At 64.6% G+C, this 17,940-nt stretch carries 12 protein-coding genes; 5 read left to right on the forward strand and 7 right to left on the reverse strand.

The window, feature by feature from the left end; translation table 11 throughout:
* Positions 1-9: 9 nt before the first annotated feature.
* From HU766_RS25335 to HU766_RS25350, 4 genes are read right to left on the reverse strand one after another with little or no spacing between them, the layout of a single operon-like run.
* Positions 10-1,962: an acetyl/propionyl/methylcrotonyl-CoA carboxylase subunit alpha gene (locus HU766_RS25335; protein WP_186661590.1), complete on the reverse strand. Its 1,953-nt coding sequence runs from the start codon at positions 1,960-1,962 to the stop codon at positions 10-12.
* Complete coding sequence (locus HU766_RS25340; RefSeq protein ID WP_186661593.1) at positions 1,959-2,774, reverse strand: gamma-carboxygeranoyl-CoA hydratase; 816 nt, start codon at positions 2,772-2,774, stop codon at positions 1,959-1,961. Before HU766_RS25340 ends, HU766_RS25335 begins: the two co-directional genes overlap by 4 nt.
* 3 nt (positions 2,775-2,777) lie before the next feature.
* Positions 2,778-4,385, reverse strand: a complete 1,608-nt coding sequence (locus tag HU766_RS25345; protein ID WP_186661596.1) for a carboxyl transferase domain-containing protein — start codon at positions 4,383-4,385, stop codon at positions 2,778-2,780.
* Between the two features lie 19 nt (positions 4,386-4,404).
* Entirely contained in the window at positions 4,405-5,568 is a 1,164-nt protein-coding gene (locus HU766_RS25350) for an isovaleryl-CoA dehydrogenase (RefSeq protein ID WP_033696680.1), read from the reverse strand.
* A gap of 181 nt (positions 5,569-5,749) precedes the next feature.
* Here HU766_RS25350 and HU766_RS25355 point away from each other — a divergent pair, with 181 nt between their 5' ends.
* Positions 5,750-7,432: an AMP-binding protein gene (locus HU766_RS25355; RefSeq protein WP_186661598.1), complete on the forward strand. Its 1,683-nt coding sequence runs from the start codon at positions 5,750-5,752 to the stop codon at positions 7,430-7,432.
* 75 nt (positions 7,433-7,507) lie between these two features.
* Here HU766_RS25355 and HU766_RS25360 read toward each other — a convergent pair whose 3' ends face one another.
* The gene (locus HU766_RS25360; protein WP_186661600.1) at positions 7,508-7,669 is read right to left on the reverse strand and encodes a hypothetical protein; all 162 of its coding nucleotides are present in this window, start codon (positions 7,667-7,669) and stop codon (positions 7,508-7,510) included.
* 141 nt (positions 7,670-7,810) lie between these two features.
* Here HU766_RS25360 and HU766_RS25365 point away from each other — a divergent pair, with 141 nt between their 5' ends.
* From HU766_RS25365 to glgB, 3 genes are read left to right on the forward strand one after another with little or no spacing between them, the layout of a single operon-like run.
* Positions 7,811-9,829, forward strand: a complete 2,019-nt coding sequence (locus HU766_RS25365) for an alpha-1,4-glucan--maltose-1-phosphate maltosyltransferase (RefSeq protein ID WP_186661602.1) — start codon at positions 7,811-7,813, stop codon at positions 9,827-9,829.
* 44 nt (positions 9,830-9,873) lie between these two features.
* Positions 9,874-13,191: a maltose alpha-D-glucosyltransferase gene (gene treS, locus HU766_RS25370; RefSeq protein ID WP_186661610.1), complete on the forward strand. Its 3,318-nt coding sequence runs from the start codon at positions 9,874-9,876 to the stop codon at positions 13,189-13,191.
* Positions 13,192-15,402, forward strand: a complete 2,211-nt coding sequence (gene glgB / locus HU766_RS25375; RefSeq protein WP_033696684.1) for a 1,4-alpha-glucan branching protein GlgB — start codon at positions 13,192-13,194, stop codon at positions 15,400-15,402.
* A 205-nt stretch (positions 15,403-15,607) separates the two neighbouring features.
* On the opposite strand, the gene HU766_RS25380 is transcribed toward glgB, so the two are convergent.
* Positions 15,608-16,684: an autotransporter outer membrane beta-barrel domain-containing protein gene (locus HU766_RS25380; RefSeq protein ID WP_186661612.1), complete on the reverse strand. Its 1,077-nt coding sequence runs from the start codon at positions 16,682-16,684 to the stop codon at positions 15,608-15,610.
* Positions 16,685-16,871: 187 nt separating this feature from the next.
* On the opposite strand from HU766_RS25380, the gene HU766_RS26475 reads away from it, so the two are divergent.
* On the forward strand, positions 16,872-16,997 hold the full coding sequence (locus tag HU766_RS26475; protein WP_256577300.1) for a hypothetical protein: 126 nt from the start codon (positions 16,872-16,874) through the stop codon (positions 16,995-16,997).
* Positions 16,998-17,000: 3 nt separating this feature from the next.
* Here the strand turns inward: HU766_RS26475 and HU766_RS25385 are convergent, their stop codons facing one another.
* Positions 17,001-17,795 (reverse strand): endonuclease/exonuclease/phosphatase family protein, encoded by a 795-nt coding sequence (locus tag HU766_RS25385; RefSeq protein ID WP_186661614.1) that lies wholly within the window; start codon positions 17,793-17,795, stop codon positions 17,001-17,003.
* Positions 17,796-17,940 lie beyond the last annotated feature (145 nt).

A 17,940-nucleotide genomic window follows, 5' to 3' on the forward strand; every position in this document is an offset into this window, starting at 1 on the left:
CGCCGTGAATCATTCCACCAATTCGACCAGCACCGTCCCTTCGCTGACCATATCCCCTTCCTGACAGAACAGCGCCTTCACCGCCCCAGCATGCGGTGCGCGAATGCTGTGCTCCATTTTCATCGCCTCCAGCACCACCAGCGCCGTACCGGCCTCCACCACCTGCCCCGGCTCGACCAGCACCCGCACGATGCTGCCGTTCATGGGCGCGCCCAGGCCACCTTGGTGGCTATGGCTGGCCTCAGCCTCGGCAATCGGGTCGAAGGCTTCGATGGCGTGCATCTCGCCCTCCCAGCGCAGGTACAAGGTGCCACCGCGGCGTATCGCCAGGTGCTGACGGCGCACGCCTTCCTGGTCGTGCACCAGTTGCTCGCCATCGAGCTGCCAGGTAGAGGCCGCGCTGCGTTCCAGCGCCACTGCCTGGTCCTGCCCGGCACTGGCCAGATGCAGGCAGCTACGCGCTGGCAGCCCCAGGCGCAGGCCGTTGCGCTCAGCCCACGGCGAACGGTTGTCGTCGTCCCGTTGCTGACCGGCCTGGCCCTGTAGCCAGGCTTCGGCGGCCGCCTCCCAGAAAGGTGCTGGCAGCGCTTGCGGGGCGGGCAGCAAAACATCCTGGTGACGCGGGATGAACCCGGTGTCGAGCTCGGCCTCGGCAAACGCCGGGTGAGCGAGAATGCGCCGCAGGAAGGCGATGTTGGTCTTCAACCCGCCGATGGCGAACTCGTCCAGCATCGCCAGCAAGCGCAGGCGCGCCTGTTCACGGTCCTCGCCCCAGGCAATCAGCTTGCCCAACATGGGGTCGTAGAACGGCGACACCTCGTCACCCTCGCTGACCCCGCTGTCCACCCGACGGCCTTCGCCCGGGGTCGACTCGCGGTACAGGGCCAGCTTGCCAGTGGCTGGCAGAAAGCCGTTGGCCGGGTCTTCGGCATACAGGCGCACCTCGATGGCATGGCCGATCAGCGGCACCTGTGCCTGCGTGATCGGCAATGCCTCGCCGCGCGCCACGCGGATCTGCCACGCGACCAAGTCGAGGCCGGTGATCGCTTCGGTAACCGGGTGTTCGACCTGCAGGCGGGTGTTCATCTCCATGAAGAAGAACTCGCCGCGGGCATCGAGCAGAAACTCCACCGTGCCCGCACCCACATAGCCGATGGCCTGGGCAGCGCGCACCGCGGCCTCGCCCATGGCCTGGCGCTGCGCGGGGGACAGGCCAGGGGCAGGGGCTTCTTCGACCACTTTCTGGTGGCGGCGCTGGATCGAGCAGTCACGTTCGTTGAGGTACAGGCAGTTGCCGTGCTGGTCGGCGAACACCTGGATTTCTACGTGGCGTGGCTTGAGCACGTACTTTTCCACCAGCATGCGAGCATCGCCAAACGACGATTGCGCCTCACGCTGCGCCGAGGCCAGGGCGTCGGCCAGTTGGCTTTCGTCCTCGACCACTTTCATGCCTTTGCCGCCACCACCGGCGCTGGCCTTGAGCAGCACCGGGTAGCCGATGCGTTCGGCGGCGGCGCGGAAGGTATCCAGGTCCTGGGCTTCACCGTGGTAGCCCGGCACCAGCGGCACGCCGGCAGCGTCCATCAGGGCCTTGGCCGCCGACTTGCTGCCCATCGCGTCGATGGCGCTGGCCGGTGGGCCGAGGAAGATCAGCCCGGCGTCTTCGATGGCGCGGGCAAAGCCTGCGTTTTCGGAAAGAAAGCCATAGCCCGGGTGGATGGCTTGGGCGCCGCTGGCCTTGGCCGCGGCAAGCAGTTTGTCCACCAACAAGTAGCTTTCGGCGGCCTTGGTGCCGCCGAGGTCGACGCGGATATCGGCTTCGCGGCTGTGCCGTGCGTCACGGTCGGTGGCGCTGTGCACGGCAACGGTGGTCAGGCCCATGGCCTTGGCGGTGCGCATCACCCGGCAGGCAATCTCGCCGCGGTTGGCGACCAGCAGGGTGGTCAACGGGGTGCGGCTCATGGGCGCGGCTCCTTGTTATCGTCGGTTTGCCAGGCTGGGCGGCGCTTTTCGAGGAAGGCGCGCAGGCCCTCCTGGCCTTCGGCGCTGACGCGGATGCGAGCGATGGTGTTTTCGCAGTAGCGGCGCAGGGCAGGGCTCAGCTCGCCGTCATCGACCTCGCGCAGCAGGTCTTTGCTGGCGCGCAGGGCTTGCGGGCTGTTGAGCAGCAGGTTGGCCACCCAGGCTTCGACCTGAGTATCCAGTTCATGGGCCGGGTACACCTCGGCCAGCAGGCCCAGTTCACGGGCGCGCGCACCGCTGAAGCGTTCGGCGGTCAGGGCATAGCGGCGCGTGGCGCGCTCGCCGATGGCCTTGACCACGAACGGGCTGATGACCGCCGGGGCCAGGCCGATGCGCACTTCCGACAGGCACAGCTGGGCGTCTTCGGTGCCGATGGCCATGTCGCAGCAACTGATCAGGCCCAACGCGCCACCAAAGGCCGCGCCTTGCACCACGGCCAGGGTCGGCGCCTTGAACCGGTGCAGGGTGTACATCAGCTCGCCCAGCTCGTGGGCGTCATCGAGGTTGGTGTTGAAGTCCAGTTGTGCCGACTGTTGCATCCAGGCCAGGTCGGCGCCGGCGCTGAAGTGCCGGCCACGGCCACGCAGCAGCAGAAAACGCAGGCTGCTGTCTTCGGCTAGCTGGCCGAGGGCGACGATCAGCTCGCGGATCATCTGGGCGTTGAAGGCGTTGTTCTTGTCTGCGCGGCTGAGCCACAGGGTGGCGAAGCCGCGAGGGTCGTTGACCACTTCAAGGGTGCTGAAATCGCTCATGGATCACATCCGGAAAATGCCGAAGCGGCTCTGTTCGATCGGGGCGTTCAGCGCGGCGGACAACGCCAGGCCGAGCACGTCGCGGGTCTGTGCCGGGTCGATCACGCCGTCGTCCCACAGCCGGGCGCTGGAGTAGTAGGGGTGGCCCTGGTGCTCGTACTGGTCGAGGATCGGCTGCTTGAGCCTGGCCTCGTCCTCGGCGCTGAAGGGCTGGCCGCTGCGCTCGCTTTGTTCGCGTTTGACCTGCGCCAGCACGCCTGCGGCCTGCTCGGCGCCCATCACGCCGATGCGTGCGTTAGGCCACATCCACAGCATGCGTGGGTCGTAGGCGCGGCCGCACATGCCATAGTTGCCGGCGCCGAAGCTGCCGCCGATGATTACCGTGAACTTCGGTACCTGGGCGCAGGCCACCGCGGTCACCAGCTTGGCGCCATGCTTGGCGATGCCGCCTTCCTCGTACTTCTTGCCGACCATGAAGCCGGTGATGTTCTGCAGGAACAGCAGCGGGATGCCGCGCTGGCAGGCCAGTTCGATGAAGTGCGCGCCCTTTTGCGCGGCCTCGGCGAACAGAATGCCGTTGTTGGCCAGGATCGCTATCGGGTAACCGTGCAGGTGGGCGAAACCGCACACCAGGGTGGTGCCGAACAGTGCCTTGAACTCATCGAACACCGAGCCATCGACCAGGCGGGCAATGACCTCGCGCACGTCGAACGGCTGCTTGGCGTCTGCCGGTACCACGCCGTACAGCTCATCGGCAGGGTACAGCGGGGCGATCGGCGCCTGGCGCTGCAAGGTGCCCAGCTTGTGCCAGTTGAGGTTGGCCACGCTGCGCCGGGCCAGGGCCAAGGCGTGTTCGTCATTGTCGGCGTAATGGTCGGCCACGCCGCTGATGCGGCAGTGCACATCGGCGCCGCCGAGGTCTTCGGCGCTCACCACCTCACCGGTGGCGGCCTTCACCAGCGGCGGGCCGGCCAGGAAGATGGTGGCCTGCTGGCGGACCATGATCGCTTCGTCGGCCATGGCCGGCACATAGGCGCCGCCGGCGGTACACGAGCCCATCACCACGGCGATCTGCGGGATGCCCAGCGCGCTCATGTTGGCCTGGTTGAAGAAGATCCGCCCGAAGTGCTCGCGGTCAGGGAACACTTCGTCCTGACGCGGCAGGTTGGCGCCACCGGAATCGACCAGGTAGATGCACGGCAGGCGGTTCTGCAGGGCGATGGTTTGCGCGCGCAGGTGTTTCTTGACCGTCAGCGGGTAGTAGGAGCCGCCTTTGACCGTGGCGTCGTTGGCCACGATCATGCACTCCACGCCTTCGACTCGGCCGATGCCGGCAATCACGCCCGCGGCGGGCACGTCTTCGCCATACACCTCATGGGCGGCCAGCTGGCCGATTTCGAGGAAGGGTGAGCCTGTGTCCAGCAGGCGGTCGATACGCTCGCGCGGCAGCAGTTTGCCGCGCGAGGTATGCCGTTCCTGGGCCTTGGGGCCGCCGCCCTGGGCGATGTGGGCAAGCAGGCCACGCAGGGCCTGGACCTGTTCGAGCATGGCCGCGCTGTTGCCGGCGAACTCCGCCGAACGCGGGTTGATCTGGGTGTGCAAGGTAGCCATGTGCGCCCGTCCCTTGTGCTCAGCGGGTTTCGTTGAACAGTTCGCGGCCGATCAGCATCCGGCGGATTTCGCTGGTGCCGGCGCCGATCTCGTAGAGTTTCGCGTCGCGCAGCAGGCGCCCGGCCGGGAACTCGTTGATGTAGCCGTTGCCGCCGAGAATCTGGATAGCCTCCAGGGCCATTTGCGTGGCGCGTTCGGCGGTATAGAGGATGACCCCGGCAGCGTCCTTGCGGGTGGTCTCGCCACGGTCGCAGGCCTGGGCCACGGCGTACAGGTAGGCGCGGCTGGCGTTGAGCTGGGTGTACATGTCGGCGATCTTGCCCTGGATCAGCTGGAACTCGCCGATGCTCTGGCCAAATTGCTTGCGGTCGTGGATGTAGGGCACTACCAGGTCCATGCAGCTTTGCATGATGCCGGTCGGGCCGCCGGAGAGCACCACGCGCTCGTAGTCCAGGCCGCTCATCAGTACGCGTACGCCGCCGTTGAGCTGGCCGAGGATGTTCTCTTCGGGCACCTCGACGTCATCGAAGAACAGCTCGCAGGTGTTGGAGCCGCGCATGCCCAGCTTGTCGAACTTGTTGCTGCGGCTGAAGCCGTTCCAGTCACGTTCGACGATGAACGCAGTGATGCCGTGTGCGCCCTTGTCCAGGTCGGTCTTGGCGTAGATCACGTAGGTGTTGGCGTCGGGGCCATTGGTGATCCAGGTCTTGCTGCCGTTGAGCACGTAGCGGTCGCCGCGTTTTTCGGCGCGCAGCTTCATCGAGACCACGTCGGAGCCGGCGTTGGGCTCGCTCATGGCCAGCGCGCCGATGTGTTCGCCGCTGATCAGCTTGGGCAGGTACTTGAGCTTTTGCTCATGGGTGCCGTTGCGGTTGATCTGGTTGACGCAGAGGTTGGAGTGCGCGCCGTAGGACAGTGCCACCGAGGCCGAACCGCGGCTGATTTCTTCCATCGACACCACATGGGCCAGGTAGCCCAGGCCAGCGCCGCCGTATTCTTCCGATACGGTGATGCCCAGCAGGCCCATGTCACCGAATTTGCGCCACATGTCGGCAGGGAACAGGTTGTCGTGGTCGATTTGCGCGGCACGCGGCGCCAGTTCGGCGGCGACGAAGCTGCGCACCTGGTCGCGGAGCATGTCGATGGTCTCGCCCAGGGCGAAGTTCAGGGAGGGGTAATGCATGGGGGCACCTTCTTGTTCTTGAAATAGGGAAAGCACAGTGTCTTTTTCACCTTTACGTTAACGTAAACCTGCCTTCTATTACTGTCAATCTCAGCATCACCTTTACGTAAACGTAAATCTGCGCCAGAGTATCTCCCGCTTGCTTCAATCGTGCCCAGAACAACCACAAGAAGGGACACCCATGAGTCAACCGAGCTATACCCGCGGTCGCCAGGACCGGCCCTTGCTGACCCTGACCATCGGCCAGGCCTTCGACGCCACTGTGGCCCGTTACCCCGACCGCGAAGCGTTGGTGGTGCGCCACCAGGGCCTGCGGTACACCTGGGGGCAGTTGGCCGAACAGGTCGATGTACACGCCCGCGCCTTGATGGCCCTGGGCGTGGGCACCGCCGACCGGGTCGGCATCTGGGCGCCCAACTGCGCCCAGTGGTGCATCCTGCAACTGGCCAGCGCCAAGGTCGGCGCGATTCTGGTCAACATCAACCCGGCCTACCGCGTGGGTGAGCTGGAATACGTGCTGCGGCAGTCTGGCTGCCGCTGGCTGGTGTGCGCCGATACCTTCAAGACGTCCGATTACCACGCCATGGTCCAGGAGCTGGTACCCGAGCTGGCTGCAGCGGCCCCCGGTGAGCTGGCCAGCGAACGCTTGCCCGATTTGCGCGGGGTGATCAGCCTGGCCTGCAACCCGCCGCAGGGCTTTCTGCCTTGGCCTGCGCTGGCAGAGCGGGCAGGGCAGACGCCTGCCGAAGCCTACCAGGCCCGCCAGCAGAGCCTGCAGTTCGACCAGCCGGTGAACATCCAGTACACCTCCGGTACCACTGGCGCACCCAAGGGGGCGACGCTCAGCCACTACAACATCCTCAACAACGGTTTCATGGTCGGCGAGAGCCTGGGCCTGACCAGCGACGACCGCTTGGTGATCCCGGTGCCGTTGTACCACTGCTTCGGCATGGTCATGGCCAACCTCGGTTGCATTACCCATGGCAGCACGATGGTCTACCCCAATGACGCCTTCGATGCCGAGCTGACCCTGCGCGCGGTTGCCGAAGAGCGCGCCAGCATCCTCTACGGCGTGCCCACCATGTTCATCGCCATGCTCGACCACCCGGCCCGCCAGGGCATGGACCTCTCGACCCTGCGCAGCGGCATCATGGCCGGCGCCACCTGCCCGATCGAGGTGATGCGCCGGGTCATCGACCAGATGCACATGGCCCAGGTGCAGATCGCCTACGGCATGACCGAGACCAGCCCGGTATCACTGCAGACCGGCCCGGATGACGCGCTTGAACTGCGCGTGACCACGGTCGGCCGCACCCAGCCGCAGCTGGAGAACAAGCTGGTGGATGCCGACGGCTGCATCGTACCCAGGGGCGAAATCGGCGAATTGTGCACCCGTGGCTACAGCGTGATGCTGGGATACTGGGACAATCCGCAGGCCACGGCAGATGCCATCGACCCGGCGGGGTGGATGCACTCGGGCGACCTGGCGGTGATGGACGAAGAGGGCCATGTGCGCATCGTCGGGCGCAACAAGGACATGATCATCCGCGGTGGCGAGAACATCTATCCACGCGAGCTGGAGGAGTTCTTCTATACCCACCCGGCGGTGGCCGATGCGCAGGTGATCGGCATTCCGTGCAGCAAATATGGCGAAGAGGTGGTGGCCTGGATCAAACTGCATCCGGGGCATAGCGCTACGGTTGATGAGCTGCACGGCTGGTGCAAGGCACGTATCGCGCATTACAAGGTGCCGCGGCATTTCCGCTTTGTCGACGAGTTCCCGATGACGGTGACGGGCAAGGTGCAGAAGTTTCGGATGCGCGAAATCAGCTCGGCGGAAATTTCGGCGGTCTCTGCGGGTTGACAGGTTTGCGCTGCCGGCCTCTTCGCGGGTAAGCCCGCGAAGAGGCCAGTGCAGCCACTGTAAAAGCCTCTATCCTTAAGCCTTCACCGGTGGCTCCTGGCTCGGCGGGTCGCCCACTGTCGGCGGTACCGTCGGCTTGATCGGCAGCTCGTCCGGGTCTTCTTCCGGTACGGGCTGCGGCAAGCTGGGGTCGTCGATGTTGGGATCGGGTGTCTCCGGTGGAATGGGAATGTTCATGGCCTGACCTCGCGTGGGTGAATGAAGAGGTGCTGCAGGCTCTGACTGTCAGGGGCTGCCATTCGCTCAATTTTTTTGAACCCCCACGCCCGCGCTCGGCTCTGAACCCTTACCGCCACCAGCCTAAGGGAGCAAGGTCCGATGTCACGAAACGAGCCCTTCCAGAGCGTGCCTGCGGCGAATGATCACCCGGACCAGGCCATTAGCCTGTCCCAGGCGCTGCTGGCGCCGCGCATTGTGATCGAAGGCACGCAACCCGCGCTCGACGGTGGTAAGTTCGCCGTCAAGGCCATCAGCGGCCAGGCGGTCGCAGTCAGCAGCAAGGTCTACAGCGACGGCCACGACCGCCTGGCCGTGATGCTCAATTGGCGCCAGGCGAACAGCCGGCGCTGGCACTGCGTGCCGATGCAGTCGCCGGGCAATGACCTGTGGCTGGCCGAGTTCACCCCGACCGAGCTCGGCCCGCACCTGTTCAGCATCGAAGCCTGGATCGACCCGTTCGCCACCTACTGCCACGACCTGGAGAAAAAGTACCACGCCGGGGTGGAGGTGAAGCTGGAGCTGGAAGAAGGCAGGTTGATGCTGGGCAAAGGCATCGAGCTGAGCCAAGGCGCGTTGCGTGACGAACTCCAAACCGTGCAGCAGCGCTTGCCTGGGTTGAGCACCGATGACCAAGTGGCGGTGTTTCTGTGCGAGAGCACCGCGCGGCTGATGAGCGAGGCCGAGCACCGCAGCTACTTGACCCGCAGCAGTGACTTCCCCGTCGACGTCGACCGCCCCGCCGCGCAATTCGCCAGTTGGTACGAGCTGTTTCCGCGTTCGATCACCGCCAGCCCCGAGCGCCACGGCACCTTCAATGACGTGCACGAACGCCTGCCGATGATCCGCGACATGGGCTTTGACGTGCTGTATTTCCCACCCATTCACCCGATTGGCAAGCAGCACCGCAAGGGCCGCAACAATGCCTTGCAGGCAGCGCCCAGCGACCCGGGCAGCCCATACGCCATCGGCAGCGACGAAGGCGGGCACGATGCCATTCATCCTGAATTGGGCACCCGTGAAGACTTCCGCCGCCTGGTGGCCGCCGCTGCCGAGCATGGCCTGGAAATCGCCCTGGATTTCGCCATCCAGTGCTCCCAGGACCACCCGTGGCTCAAACAGCACCCTGGTTGGTTCAGCTGGCGCCCCGACGGCACCATCCGCTATGCGGAAAACCCGCCGAAGAAGTACCAGGACATCGTCAACGTCGACTTCTACGCCCCCGACGCCGTGCCTTCGCTGTGGCTGGCGCTGCGCGATGTGGTGGTCGGCTGGGTCGAGGAGGGCGTCAAGACTTTCCGCGTCGACAACCCGCACACCAAGCCGTTGCCATTCTGGCAATGGCTGATCGCCAATGTGCGCAGCCAGCACCCGGACGTGATTTTTCTCGCCGAAGCCTTCACCAGGCCTGCGATGATGGCGCGCCTGGGCAAGGTCGGCTACGCGCAGAGCTACACCTATTTCACCTGGCGCAACACCAAGCAGGAATTGCGCGAGTTCTACGAACAGCTCAACCAGCCACCGTGGAGCCTGTGCTACCGGCCCAACTTCTTCGTCAACACACCCGACATCAACCCGTTTTTCCTGCACACCTCAGGGCGTGCCGGTTTTCTCATTCGCGCGGCCCTCGCCACCATGGGGTCGGGGTTGTGGGGCATGTATTCGGGCTTCGAGCTGTGCGAAGCCACACCGCTGCCCGGCAAGGAGGAATACCTCGATTCGGAGAAGTACGAAATCCGCCCGCGTGATTTCACCCAACCCGGCAACATCATTGCCGAGATCGCCCAGCTCAACCGAATTCGCCGGCAGAACCGCGCCCTGCAGACGCACCTGGGGGTGGCGTTCTTCAATTGCTGGAACGACAACATCCTGTACTTCGCCAAGCGCACGCCCGAGCGCGACAACTTCATCCTGGTGGCCATCAGCCTGGACCCGCACAACGCCCAGGAAGCCAGCTTCGAGTTGCCGCTGTGGGAGTTGGGGCTGGACGACAATGCCGACACGTTGGGTGAAGACTTGATGAACGGCCACCGCTGGACCTGGCACGGCAAGACCCAGTGGATGCGTATCGAACCCTGGCATCAGCCGTTTGGTATCTGGCGCATAGAAAAGGCCCGTTAGTCCCTCAGGGGCGGTGCTGAACCCGCAATTGAAAGGAGTCACCCATGGCCAAGCGTTCCCGCCCGGCAGCCTTCATCGACGACCCGCTGTGGTACAAGGACGCGGTGATCTACCAGCTGCACATCAAGTCGTTCTTCGACGCCAACAACGACGGCATTGGCGATTTCGCCGGGCTGATCAGCAAGCTCGACTACATCGCCGAACTGGGCGTCAACACCCTCTGGCTGCTGCCGTTCTACCCCTCGCCACGGCGCGACGACGGCTACGACATCGCCGAGTACAAGGCCGTGCACCCCGACTACGGCAGCATGGCCGACGCCCGGCGCTTCATTGCCGAGGCGCACAAGCGAGGCCTGCGGGTGATCACCGAACTGGTCATCAACCATACCTCCGACCAGCACCCGTGGTTCCAGCGCGCCCGCCTGGCCAAGCGCGGCAGCAAGGCGCGCGACTTCTACGTGTGGTCGGATGACGACCAGAAGTATGACGGCACACGCATCATCTTCCTCGACACCGAAAAGTCCAATTGGACCTGGGACCCGGTCGCCGGCCAATACTTCTGGCACCGCTTCTACTCGCATCAGCCGGACCTCAACTTCGACAACCCGCAGGTGCTCAAGGCCGTGATCGGGGTGATGCGATTCTGGCTCGACCTGGGCGTCGACGGCCTGCGCCTGGACGCCATCCCCTACCTGATCGAGCGCGACGGCACCAACAACGAAAACCTCCCCGAGACCCACCGGGTGCTCAAAGCCATCCGCGCCGAGATCGACGCCAACTACCCGGACCGCATGCTCCTGGCCGAAGCCAACCAGTGGCCCGAAGACACCCGCCCGTACTTTGGCGAGGGCGACGGCGACGAGTGCCACATGGCCTTCCATTTCCCGCTGATGCCGCGCATGTACATGGCCCTGGCGATGGAGGACCGCTTCCCGATCACCGACATCCTGCGCCAGACCCCAGAGATCCCCGCCCACTGCCAGTGGGCGATCTTCCTGCGCAACCACGATGAGCTGACCCTGGAGATGGTCACCGACCGCGAGCGCGACTACCTGTGGAACTACTACGCCGAAGACCGCCGCGCGCGTATCAACCTCGGCATCCGCCGCAGGTTGGCGCCTTTGCTGCAACGCGACCGCCGGCGCATCGAACTGCTGACCAGCCTGCTGCTGTCGATGCCCGGTACACCGACCCTGTACTACGGCGATGAGCTGGGCATGGGCGACAACATCTACCTGGGCGACCGCGATGGCGTGCGCACCCCCATGCAATGGTCGCCGGACCGCAACGGCGGGTTCTCCCGCGCCGACCCGCAGCGCCTGGTGCTGCCGCCGATCATGGACCCGCTGTACGGCTACCAGACGGTCAACGTCGAAGCCCAGGCCCACGACCCGCATTCGCTGCTCAACTGGAACCGCCGCCTGCTGGCGGTGCGCAACCAGCAGAAGGCCTTTGGCCGGGGCAGCATTCGCATGCTTACACCGAGCAACCGGCGCATCCTCGCTTACCTGCGCGAGTACGTCGACCAGGACGGCAACAGCGAGGTGATCCTGTGTGTGGCCAACGTGTCCCGTGCCGCACAGGCCGCTGAACTGGAGCTGTCGCAATACGCCGATAAAGTGCCGGTGGAAATGCTCGGTGGCAGCGCCTTCCCACCGATCGGCCAGTTGCCTTTTCTGCTCACGTTACCGCCGTATGCGTTCTACTGGTTCCTGCTGGCCTCGCACGACCGCATGCCCAGCTGGCACATCCAGGCTACCGAGGGGTTACCCGAATTGACCACACTGGTGCTGCGCAAGCGCCTGGAAGAGCTGCTCGAAGCGCCTTCCAGCGAAACACTCGAAGCCTCGATACTGCCGCAGTACCTGCCTAAACGGCGCTGGTTCGCCGGCAAGGAAGGGCCGCTCGACCAGGTTCGCCTGCGCTATGGCGTGCGCTTCGGCACCGCGACCACACCGGTGCTGCTCAGCGAGCTGGAGGTGCTCAGCGACGGTGTGGCCAACCACTACCAACTGCCCTTCGGCCTGTTGCCCGAAGAGCAGATCAACAGCGCCTTACCCCAGCAGCTGGCGCTGTCGCGGGTGCGCCGGGGCCGCCAGGTCGGCCTGATCACCGACGCGTTCGTCCTCGAGCCGTTTATCCGCGCCGTGCTACGTGCCTGCCAGGAGCGCCACCGGCTGCCGTGCGGCAATGGCCTGGGCGAGCTGCGCTTCGAGTGCACCGATCAACTGGCCGGGCTGGGGCTTGGCGAAGACAGCCCGGTGCGCTACTTGAGTGCCGAGCAGTCCAACAGCTCGGTGGTGGTCGCTGACCGGGTGGTGCTCAAGTTGATCCGCCGGGTCAACCCGGGCATTCACCCCGAGCTTGAGATGAGCGCCTACCTGACCGCGGCGGGCTTTACCAATATTTCGCCGCTGCTGGCGTGGGTCAGCCGCGTGGACGAGCACGCCACCCCGCACCTGCTGATGATTGCCCAGGGCTACCTGAGCAACCAGGGCGATGCCTGGGCCTGGACCCAGAACACCCTGGAACGGGCCATCCGCGACGAAATGGAGCCGTCCAGCGCGGCCAGCGAAGCCCACACCGATGCGCTGGCCGAACTCGACGGCTTCGCCGCCTTGCTCGGCCAGCGCCTGGGCGAAATGCACCTGTTGCTGGCGGCACCAACCGAAGACACCGCCTTCCAGCCGCGCCCAAGCGATGCCCGGGACAGCGAACGCTGGAGCCGCCAGATCAGCGCCGAACTGACCCACGCCCTCGACCTGCTGGCCCAGCACCGCGACAGCCTCGACAGCGACAGCCAGGCGCTGGTAGATGACCTGCAGCAACAGCGCGACGGCCTTGCCCAGCACATCGATAACCTCGCGCACCAGGCCCAGGGCGGCTTGCTGATGCGGGTGCACGGCGATCTGCACCTGGGCCAGGTGCTGGTGGTGCAGGGCGATGCCTACCTGATCGATTTCGAGGGTGAGCCGTCCCGCCCCGTGGAAGAGCGCCGGGCCCGGCACAGCCCCTACAAAGATGTCAGCGGCGTGCTGCGATCCTTCGACTATGCTGCTGCGATGATTCTGCGCAGCGCCTCTGCCGTGGACCTTTCCGACCCTGCGCGCAAGGCGTGGCAACGGGTGGCCAGGCAGTACCTGCACCAGTCGCGGCATGCCTTTGTCGAAGCCTATGGCCTGGCCACCGCTGCCATGCCCCACGCCTGGCAACAGGCGGAAGGCGAGCGTGCCGCGCTGGAATTGTTCTGCCTGGAAAAAGCCGCGTACGAAATCACATACGAAGCTGAAAATCGACCGAATTGGCTGGCCGTGCCTTTGCATGGCTTGCATGGACTGATCAGTACCTGGGGAGAGTCATAGATGAATGCAACCACGCGTGAAAACGGCGGTCTTCGGCAACGGGACCTCGACGCCCTGGCCCGCGCCGAGCACGCCGATCCATTTGCGGTACTTGGCCCCCATGGCGATGGCGCGGGTGGGCAGTTCGTGCGCGCCTTCCTGCCCACTGCCCTGAATGTGCGCGTACTGGCGCGCGACGATGGGCGCGTACTCGCCGAAATGCGCCAGGGCAGCCTGCCGGGGCTGTTTACCGCGCACCTTGATGAGGCACAGCCGTACCAGCTGCACATTGCTTGGGCCGGCGGCGAGCAGGTGACCGAAGACCCGTACAGCTTTGGCCCGCAATTGGGCGATATGGACTTGTACCTGTTCGCCGAGGGCAACCACCGCGACCTGTCGGGGCGCTTCGGTGCGCAGCCGATGCAGGCCGACGGCGTCGACGGCGTGTGCTTCTCGGTGTGGGCACCGAATGCCCGACGGGTGTCGGTGGTGGGTGACTTCAACAACTGGGACGGCCGCCGTCACCCCATGCGCCTGCGTCACAGTGCAGGGGTCTGGGAGCTGTTCGTGCCACGCCTTGGCGTTGGCGAAACCTACAAGTTCGAGGTGCTGGGCAAAGACGGTGTGTTGCCCTTGAAAGCCGACCCGCTGGCCCGTGCCACCGAACTGCCGCCGAGCACGGCGTCGAAGGTGGCCAGCGCGCTCAGCCACCCCTGGCAGGACCACGACTGGATGGCGCAGCGTGCGCAACGTCACGCCTACAGCGCGCCCCTGTCGATCTATGAGTTGCATGTCGGCTCGTGGCAATGCGAGCTGGATGACCTGGGCGAAGTCGCGCGTTACTACAACTGGCGCGAGCTGGCCGAGCGCCTGGTGCCCTATGTGCAGGCGCTGGGCTTCACCCACATCGAACTGATGCCGATCATGGAGCACCCGTTCGGCGGCTCGTGGGGCTACCAGCCCCTGTCGATGTTCGCGCCCACCTCGCGCTACGGCAGTGCCGAAGACTTCGCCGCCTTCATCGACGCCTGCCACCAGGGCGGCATCGGTGTGATCCTCGACTGGGTGCCGGCGCATTTCCCCACCGACGAACATGGCCTGGCGCGTTTCGACGGCACCGCCTTGTACGAATACGAGAACCCGCTGGAGGGTTACCACCAGGACTGGAACACGCTGATCTACAACCTTGGGCGTAACGAAGTGCGCGGCTTCATGCTGGCCTCGGCGTTGCTCTGGCTCAAGCAGTTCCACATCGACGGCCTGCGGGTCGACGCGGTGGCATCGATGCTCTACCGCGACTACTCGCGCAAGGCCGGCGAATGGGTGCCCAACCGCCATGGCGGGCGCGAGAACCTGGAGGCCATCGACTTCATCCGCCACCTCAATGGCGTGGCGGCGCACGAGGCCCCGGGCGCATTGATCATCGCCGAAGAGTCCACCGCCTGGCCGGGCGTGAGCCAGCCGATCCAGCAGGGCGGGCTGGGCTTTGCCTACAAGTGGAACATGGGCTGGATGCACGACACCTTGCACTACATCCAGAACGACCCGGTGCACCGCACCTATCACCACAACGAGATGAGCTTCGGGCTGATCTATGCCTACTCCGAGCATTTCATCCTGCCGATTTCCCACGACGAAGTGGTGCATGGCAAGCATTCGCTGATCGACAAGATGCCGGGCGACCGCTGGCAGAAGTTTGCCAACCTGCGGGCCTACCTGACGTTCATGTGGGCGCACCCGGGCAAGAAGCTGTTGTTCATGGGCTGCGAATTTGGCCAGTGGCGCGAGTGGAACCACGACAGCGAGCTGGACTGGTACCTGCTGCAGTACCCCGAGCACAAGGGCGTGCAGCGCTTGGTCGGCGACCTCAACCGGCTGTATCGCGAGGTGCCGGCGCTGCACGAACAGGATTGCCAGCCCCAGGGCTTCCAGTGGCTGATCGGCGACGACGCGCAAAACAGCGTGTATGCCTGGCTGCGCTGGAGCAGCAATGGCGAGCCGTTGCTGGTGGTGGCCAACTTCACCCCGGTGCCGCGCGAGGGGTACCGGATTGGCGTGCCGTTTGGCGAGCGCTGGGAAGAACTGCTGAACAGCGATGCCGAACTGTATGCCGGGTCGAATGTAGGCAACCTGGGGGCCGTGGAAAGTGACCAGGTGTCCAGCCATGGGCAGCCATTGTCGCTGGCGCTGAACCTGCCGCCGCTGGGCGTATTGATCCTCAAACCCGCCTGATCGGCCTGCCAACTCGGTTGCTGTTGTAGGAGCGGCCTTGCGTCGCGAAAGGGCTGCGCAGCGGCCCCAGCAATCTCTGCGGCGAAGCTGAAATCCAGCTCTGCGGCGAAGCTGAAATCCAGCTCTGCGGCGAAGCTGAAATCCAGGGGCCGCTGCGCGACCCTTTCGCGACGCAAGGCCGCTCCTACACAACCGAGCTTACCGGCTACCAGCGCATCCGCACCCCAAGGCTGCCGATCAACCCATTCAGGTCATTGTCATCCACATCGCTGCTGTAATCGGCACTCACAAACAACGCCACATTCGGCGTCACCCGGGCCACCAGCCCCAACCCCAATTCCACTGTGGTCGAATACCGCGAGCTGGAAATCTTGTCGACCTGGTCCAGCTTCACCTCGTCGGCATTGCTGAAGTCGTACCAGACGTTGGTCCGCACATAAGGTTCGATCGGCATGCCACGCACCTCGTAGCGCCCGGACAACTTGGCACCGACCCGGCCGCTCCAGCTGGGCTGGCTGTCGAACGCCTGCAACGTCTCCTCCTGCACGCGACTGCCGGGGAAAAACTGCTGGTTGATCAACTGTGCCTGCGGCTCGATCACCCAACCCCCGCCCAGGCCGATCGGGTAGCCACCTTCCAGCGAGAAGGTCATGGCATGGCCGCTGTCGTCCAGGCGCTGGCCGCTCTCGCCACGGCCATTGATATCGATACGCGAGCCCATGGCCACGGCATCCAGGTGCCAGCCCCGTTCATGGGTCATGCTCCAGTACACGCCCAGGCTTTCGCCACTCAGGTTCACGGCATTGCGCTGCTTGTCGCCCAGCAGCGGGCGAATGCCATTGAAGCTGCTCTGCAGGTTGTTGTGGCCAACGAAGATGCCCGCGCGGTGCACATTGCCCGCCGTGGTTTCACGCATGAACAGGTCCGGGCCGATCATCAGTTGCTGGCTGGGGGCCTCTAACTGGTCGGGCGCCTGTGCACCGGTGCGCGGGGCGCCAGGGAAGAATTGCGACCACTGGCTGGCGACCAGGTCGGCTACTCCCTGGTCGTGGCGCTCGGACATCTTTTCCGAGAATGCGTTGAGGGTACCGATGTTCAACCCGCTGGCGCTGACCGGGTCGAGCGATAGCTGCGGGACCGCCGCTTGTTGCAGAAAACGGGGGGAGGTCGGGTCGTCCTGCAATTCGAATGCGAAAGTTTCCACCGGGGTTGCCAGAAGCAGCGACGTGGAAACCGCGCAGAAAATGCTGTCGAAGCGCAAGGGATTCGAGGTTCTTTTCATGGCGGATCTCCGTAGTTTTTGTGGTACAGCCCAAGGACCTGGCCTGTTGTCACGAGCTGTACGGCAAAAACAGGGGGCGACCCAAACCAGCACGCCTGCTTTCGCAAACGCGCACGAAGGCGCGAGCTAGAGGCCCGGCGCGAGATCTTTACGACTAGATACTGTTCAGCTAAGGAGAGGTCTGGGCTTGCGTCAAGAAAGCGTGAAGGATCTGTTCATAGCCTGTGATTCGGTACAAGTAGCTGATTTGTTGAGTGAAATACTCGGGGATATCGAAGTTCGCTATTTACCGCTGCTTGGCTATGAAGAATGATTGCTACAGCTTGACCTCGACGGCCAGCGGCAGATGGTCGGAGAGGTGCGTCCAAGGTTTGTGCCCCAGAATCCGCGGTGCATGGCTTTCGGCGTTGCGCAGGTAGATACGGTCCAGGCGCAGCAGCGGCATGCGCGCGGGGTAGGTGCGCGCCAAGTGCCCGTGGTGGCGCTCGAACGCTTCGTGCAAGTCGTTGCGCAGGCCCAAGGTGCGATTGCCGCGCAGCTTCCAGTCGTTGAAGTCGCCGGCGATGATCACCGGGGCGCCTTCCGGCAGTGATTCGAGCAACCTGCGCAGCAGTTGCAACTGTTGCTGGCGGTGGCTTTCCAGTAGCGACAAGTGCACGCAGATGGCATGCACCTGGTGTGGGCCGGGCACATCGAGGATGCAATGCAACAGGCCACGGCGTTCGGGGCCGGTGATTGACACGTCGAGGTTGCGGTGCTCGATGATCGGGTACTTCGACAGCAGGGCGTTGCCATGGTGGCCGTCGGGGTAGACCGCGTTGCGGCCGTAGGCGAAGTCGCTCCACATGCTGTCGGCGAGAAATTCGTACTGGGAGGTTTGCGGCCAACCGGGGTAGCGCGCAGCGTGGCGGTCGTGGCTGCCCAGCACTTCCTGGAGGAAGACGATGTCGGCCTGGGTACTGCGCACCGCCTCGCGCAGTTCCGGCAGGATGAAGCGCCGGTTGAAGGCGGTAAACCCTTTGTGAGTGTTGACCGTGAGTACCCGCAGCCGATGCACGGCCGGGGCCTGGTTGACGGTGGCGAAACCTGCACTGCCGGCTTCGAGGCTCACAGTGGCTCCTCTGTTAAAACGTCACGCACGGCCTTTGTAATCGATGGACTCGCCCCCGCCGAGGCATCACAGTGCCACGGTGGCGTTCATAGAAGCCAACGGCAGCGAGGGCGAGACCATGAAAAAGCATAGTTCGAAGCACGAT

The sequence above is a fragment of the Pseudomonas sp. SWRI77 genome (assembly GCF_014269105.1).
GTDB lineage: Bacteria > Pseudomonadota > Gammaproteobacteria > Pseudomonadales > Pseudomonadaceae > Aquipseudomonas > Aquipseudomonas capeferrum.

Excerpts from the sequence above, each read along its gene's own strand:
- HU766_RS25365 (WP_186661602.1), top strand. The coding sequence starts at position 7,811 with ATGTCACGAAACGAGCCCTTCCAGAGCGTGCCTGCGGCGAATGATCAC.
- HU766_RS25345 (WP_186661596.1), bottom strand. The coding sequence starts at position 4,385 with ATGGCTACCTTGCACACCCAGATCAACCCGCGTTCGGCGGAGTTCGCC.
- HU766_RS25380 (WP_186661612.1), bottom strand. The coding sequence starts at position 16,684 with ATGAAAAGAACCTCGAATCCCTTGCGCTTCGACAGCATTTTCTGCGCG.
- HU766_RS25340 (WP_186661593.1), bottom strand. The coding sequence starts at position 2,774 with ATGAGCGATTTCAGCACCCTTGAAGTGGTCAACGACCCTCGCGGCTTC.
- HU766_RS25335 (WP_186661590.1), bottom strand. The coding sequence starts at position 1,962 with ATGAGCCGCACCCCGTTGACCACCCTGCTGGTCGCCAACCGCGGCGAG.
- glgB (WP_033696684.1), top strand. The coding sequence starts at position 13,192 with ATGAATGCAACCACGCGTGAAAACGGCGGTCTTCGGCAACGGGACCTC.
- HU766_RS25355 (WP_186661598.1), top strand. The coding sequence starts at position 5,750 with ATGAGTCAACCGAGCTATACCCGCGGTCGCCAGGACCGGCCCTTGCTG.
- treS (WP_186661610.1), top strand. The coding sequence starts at position 9,874 with ATGGCCAAGCGTTCCCGCCCGGCAGCCTTCATCGACGACCCGCTGTGG.
- HU766_RS25360 (WP_186661600.1), bottom strand. The coding sequence starts at position 7,669 with ATGAACATTCCCATTCCACCGGAGACACCCGATCCCAACATCGACGAC.
- HU766_RS25350 (WP_033696680.1), bottom strand. The coding sequence starts at position 5,568 with ATGCATTACCCCTCCCTGAACTTCGCCCTGGGCGAGACCATCGACATG.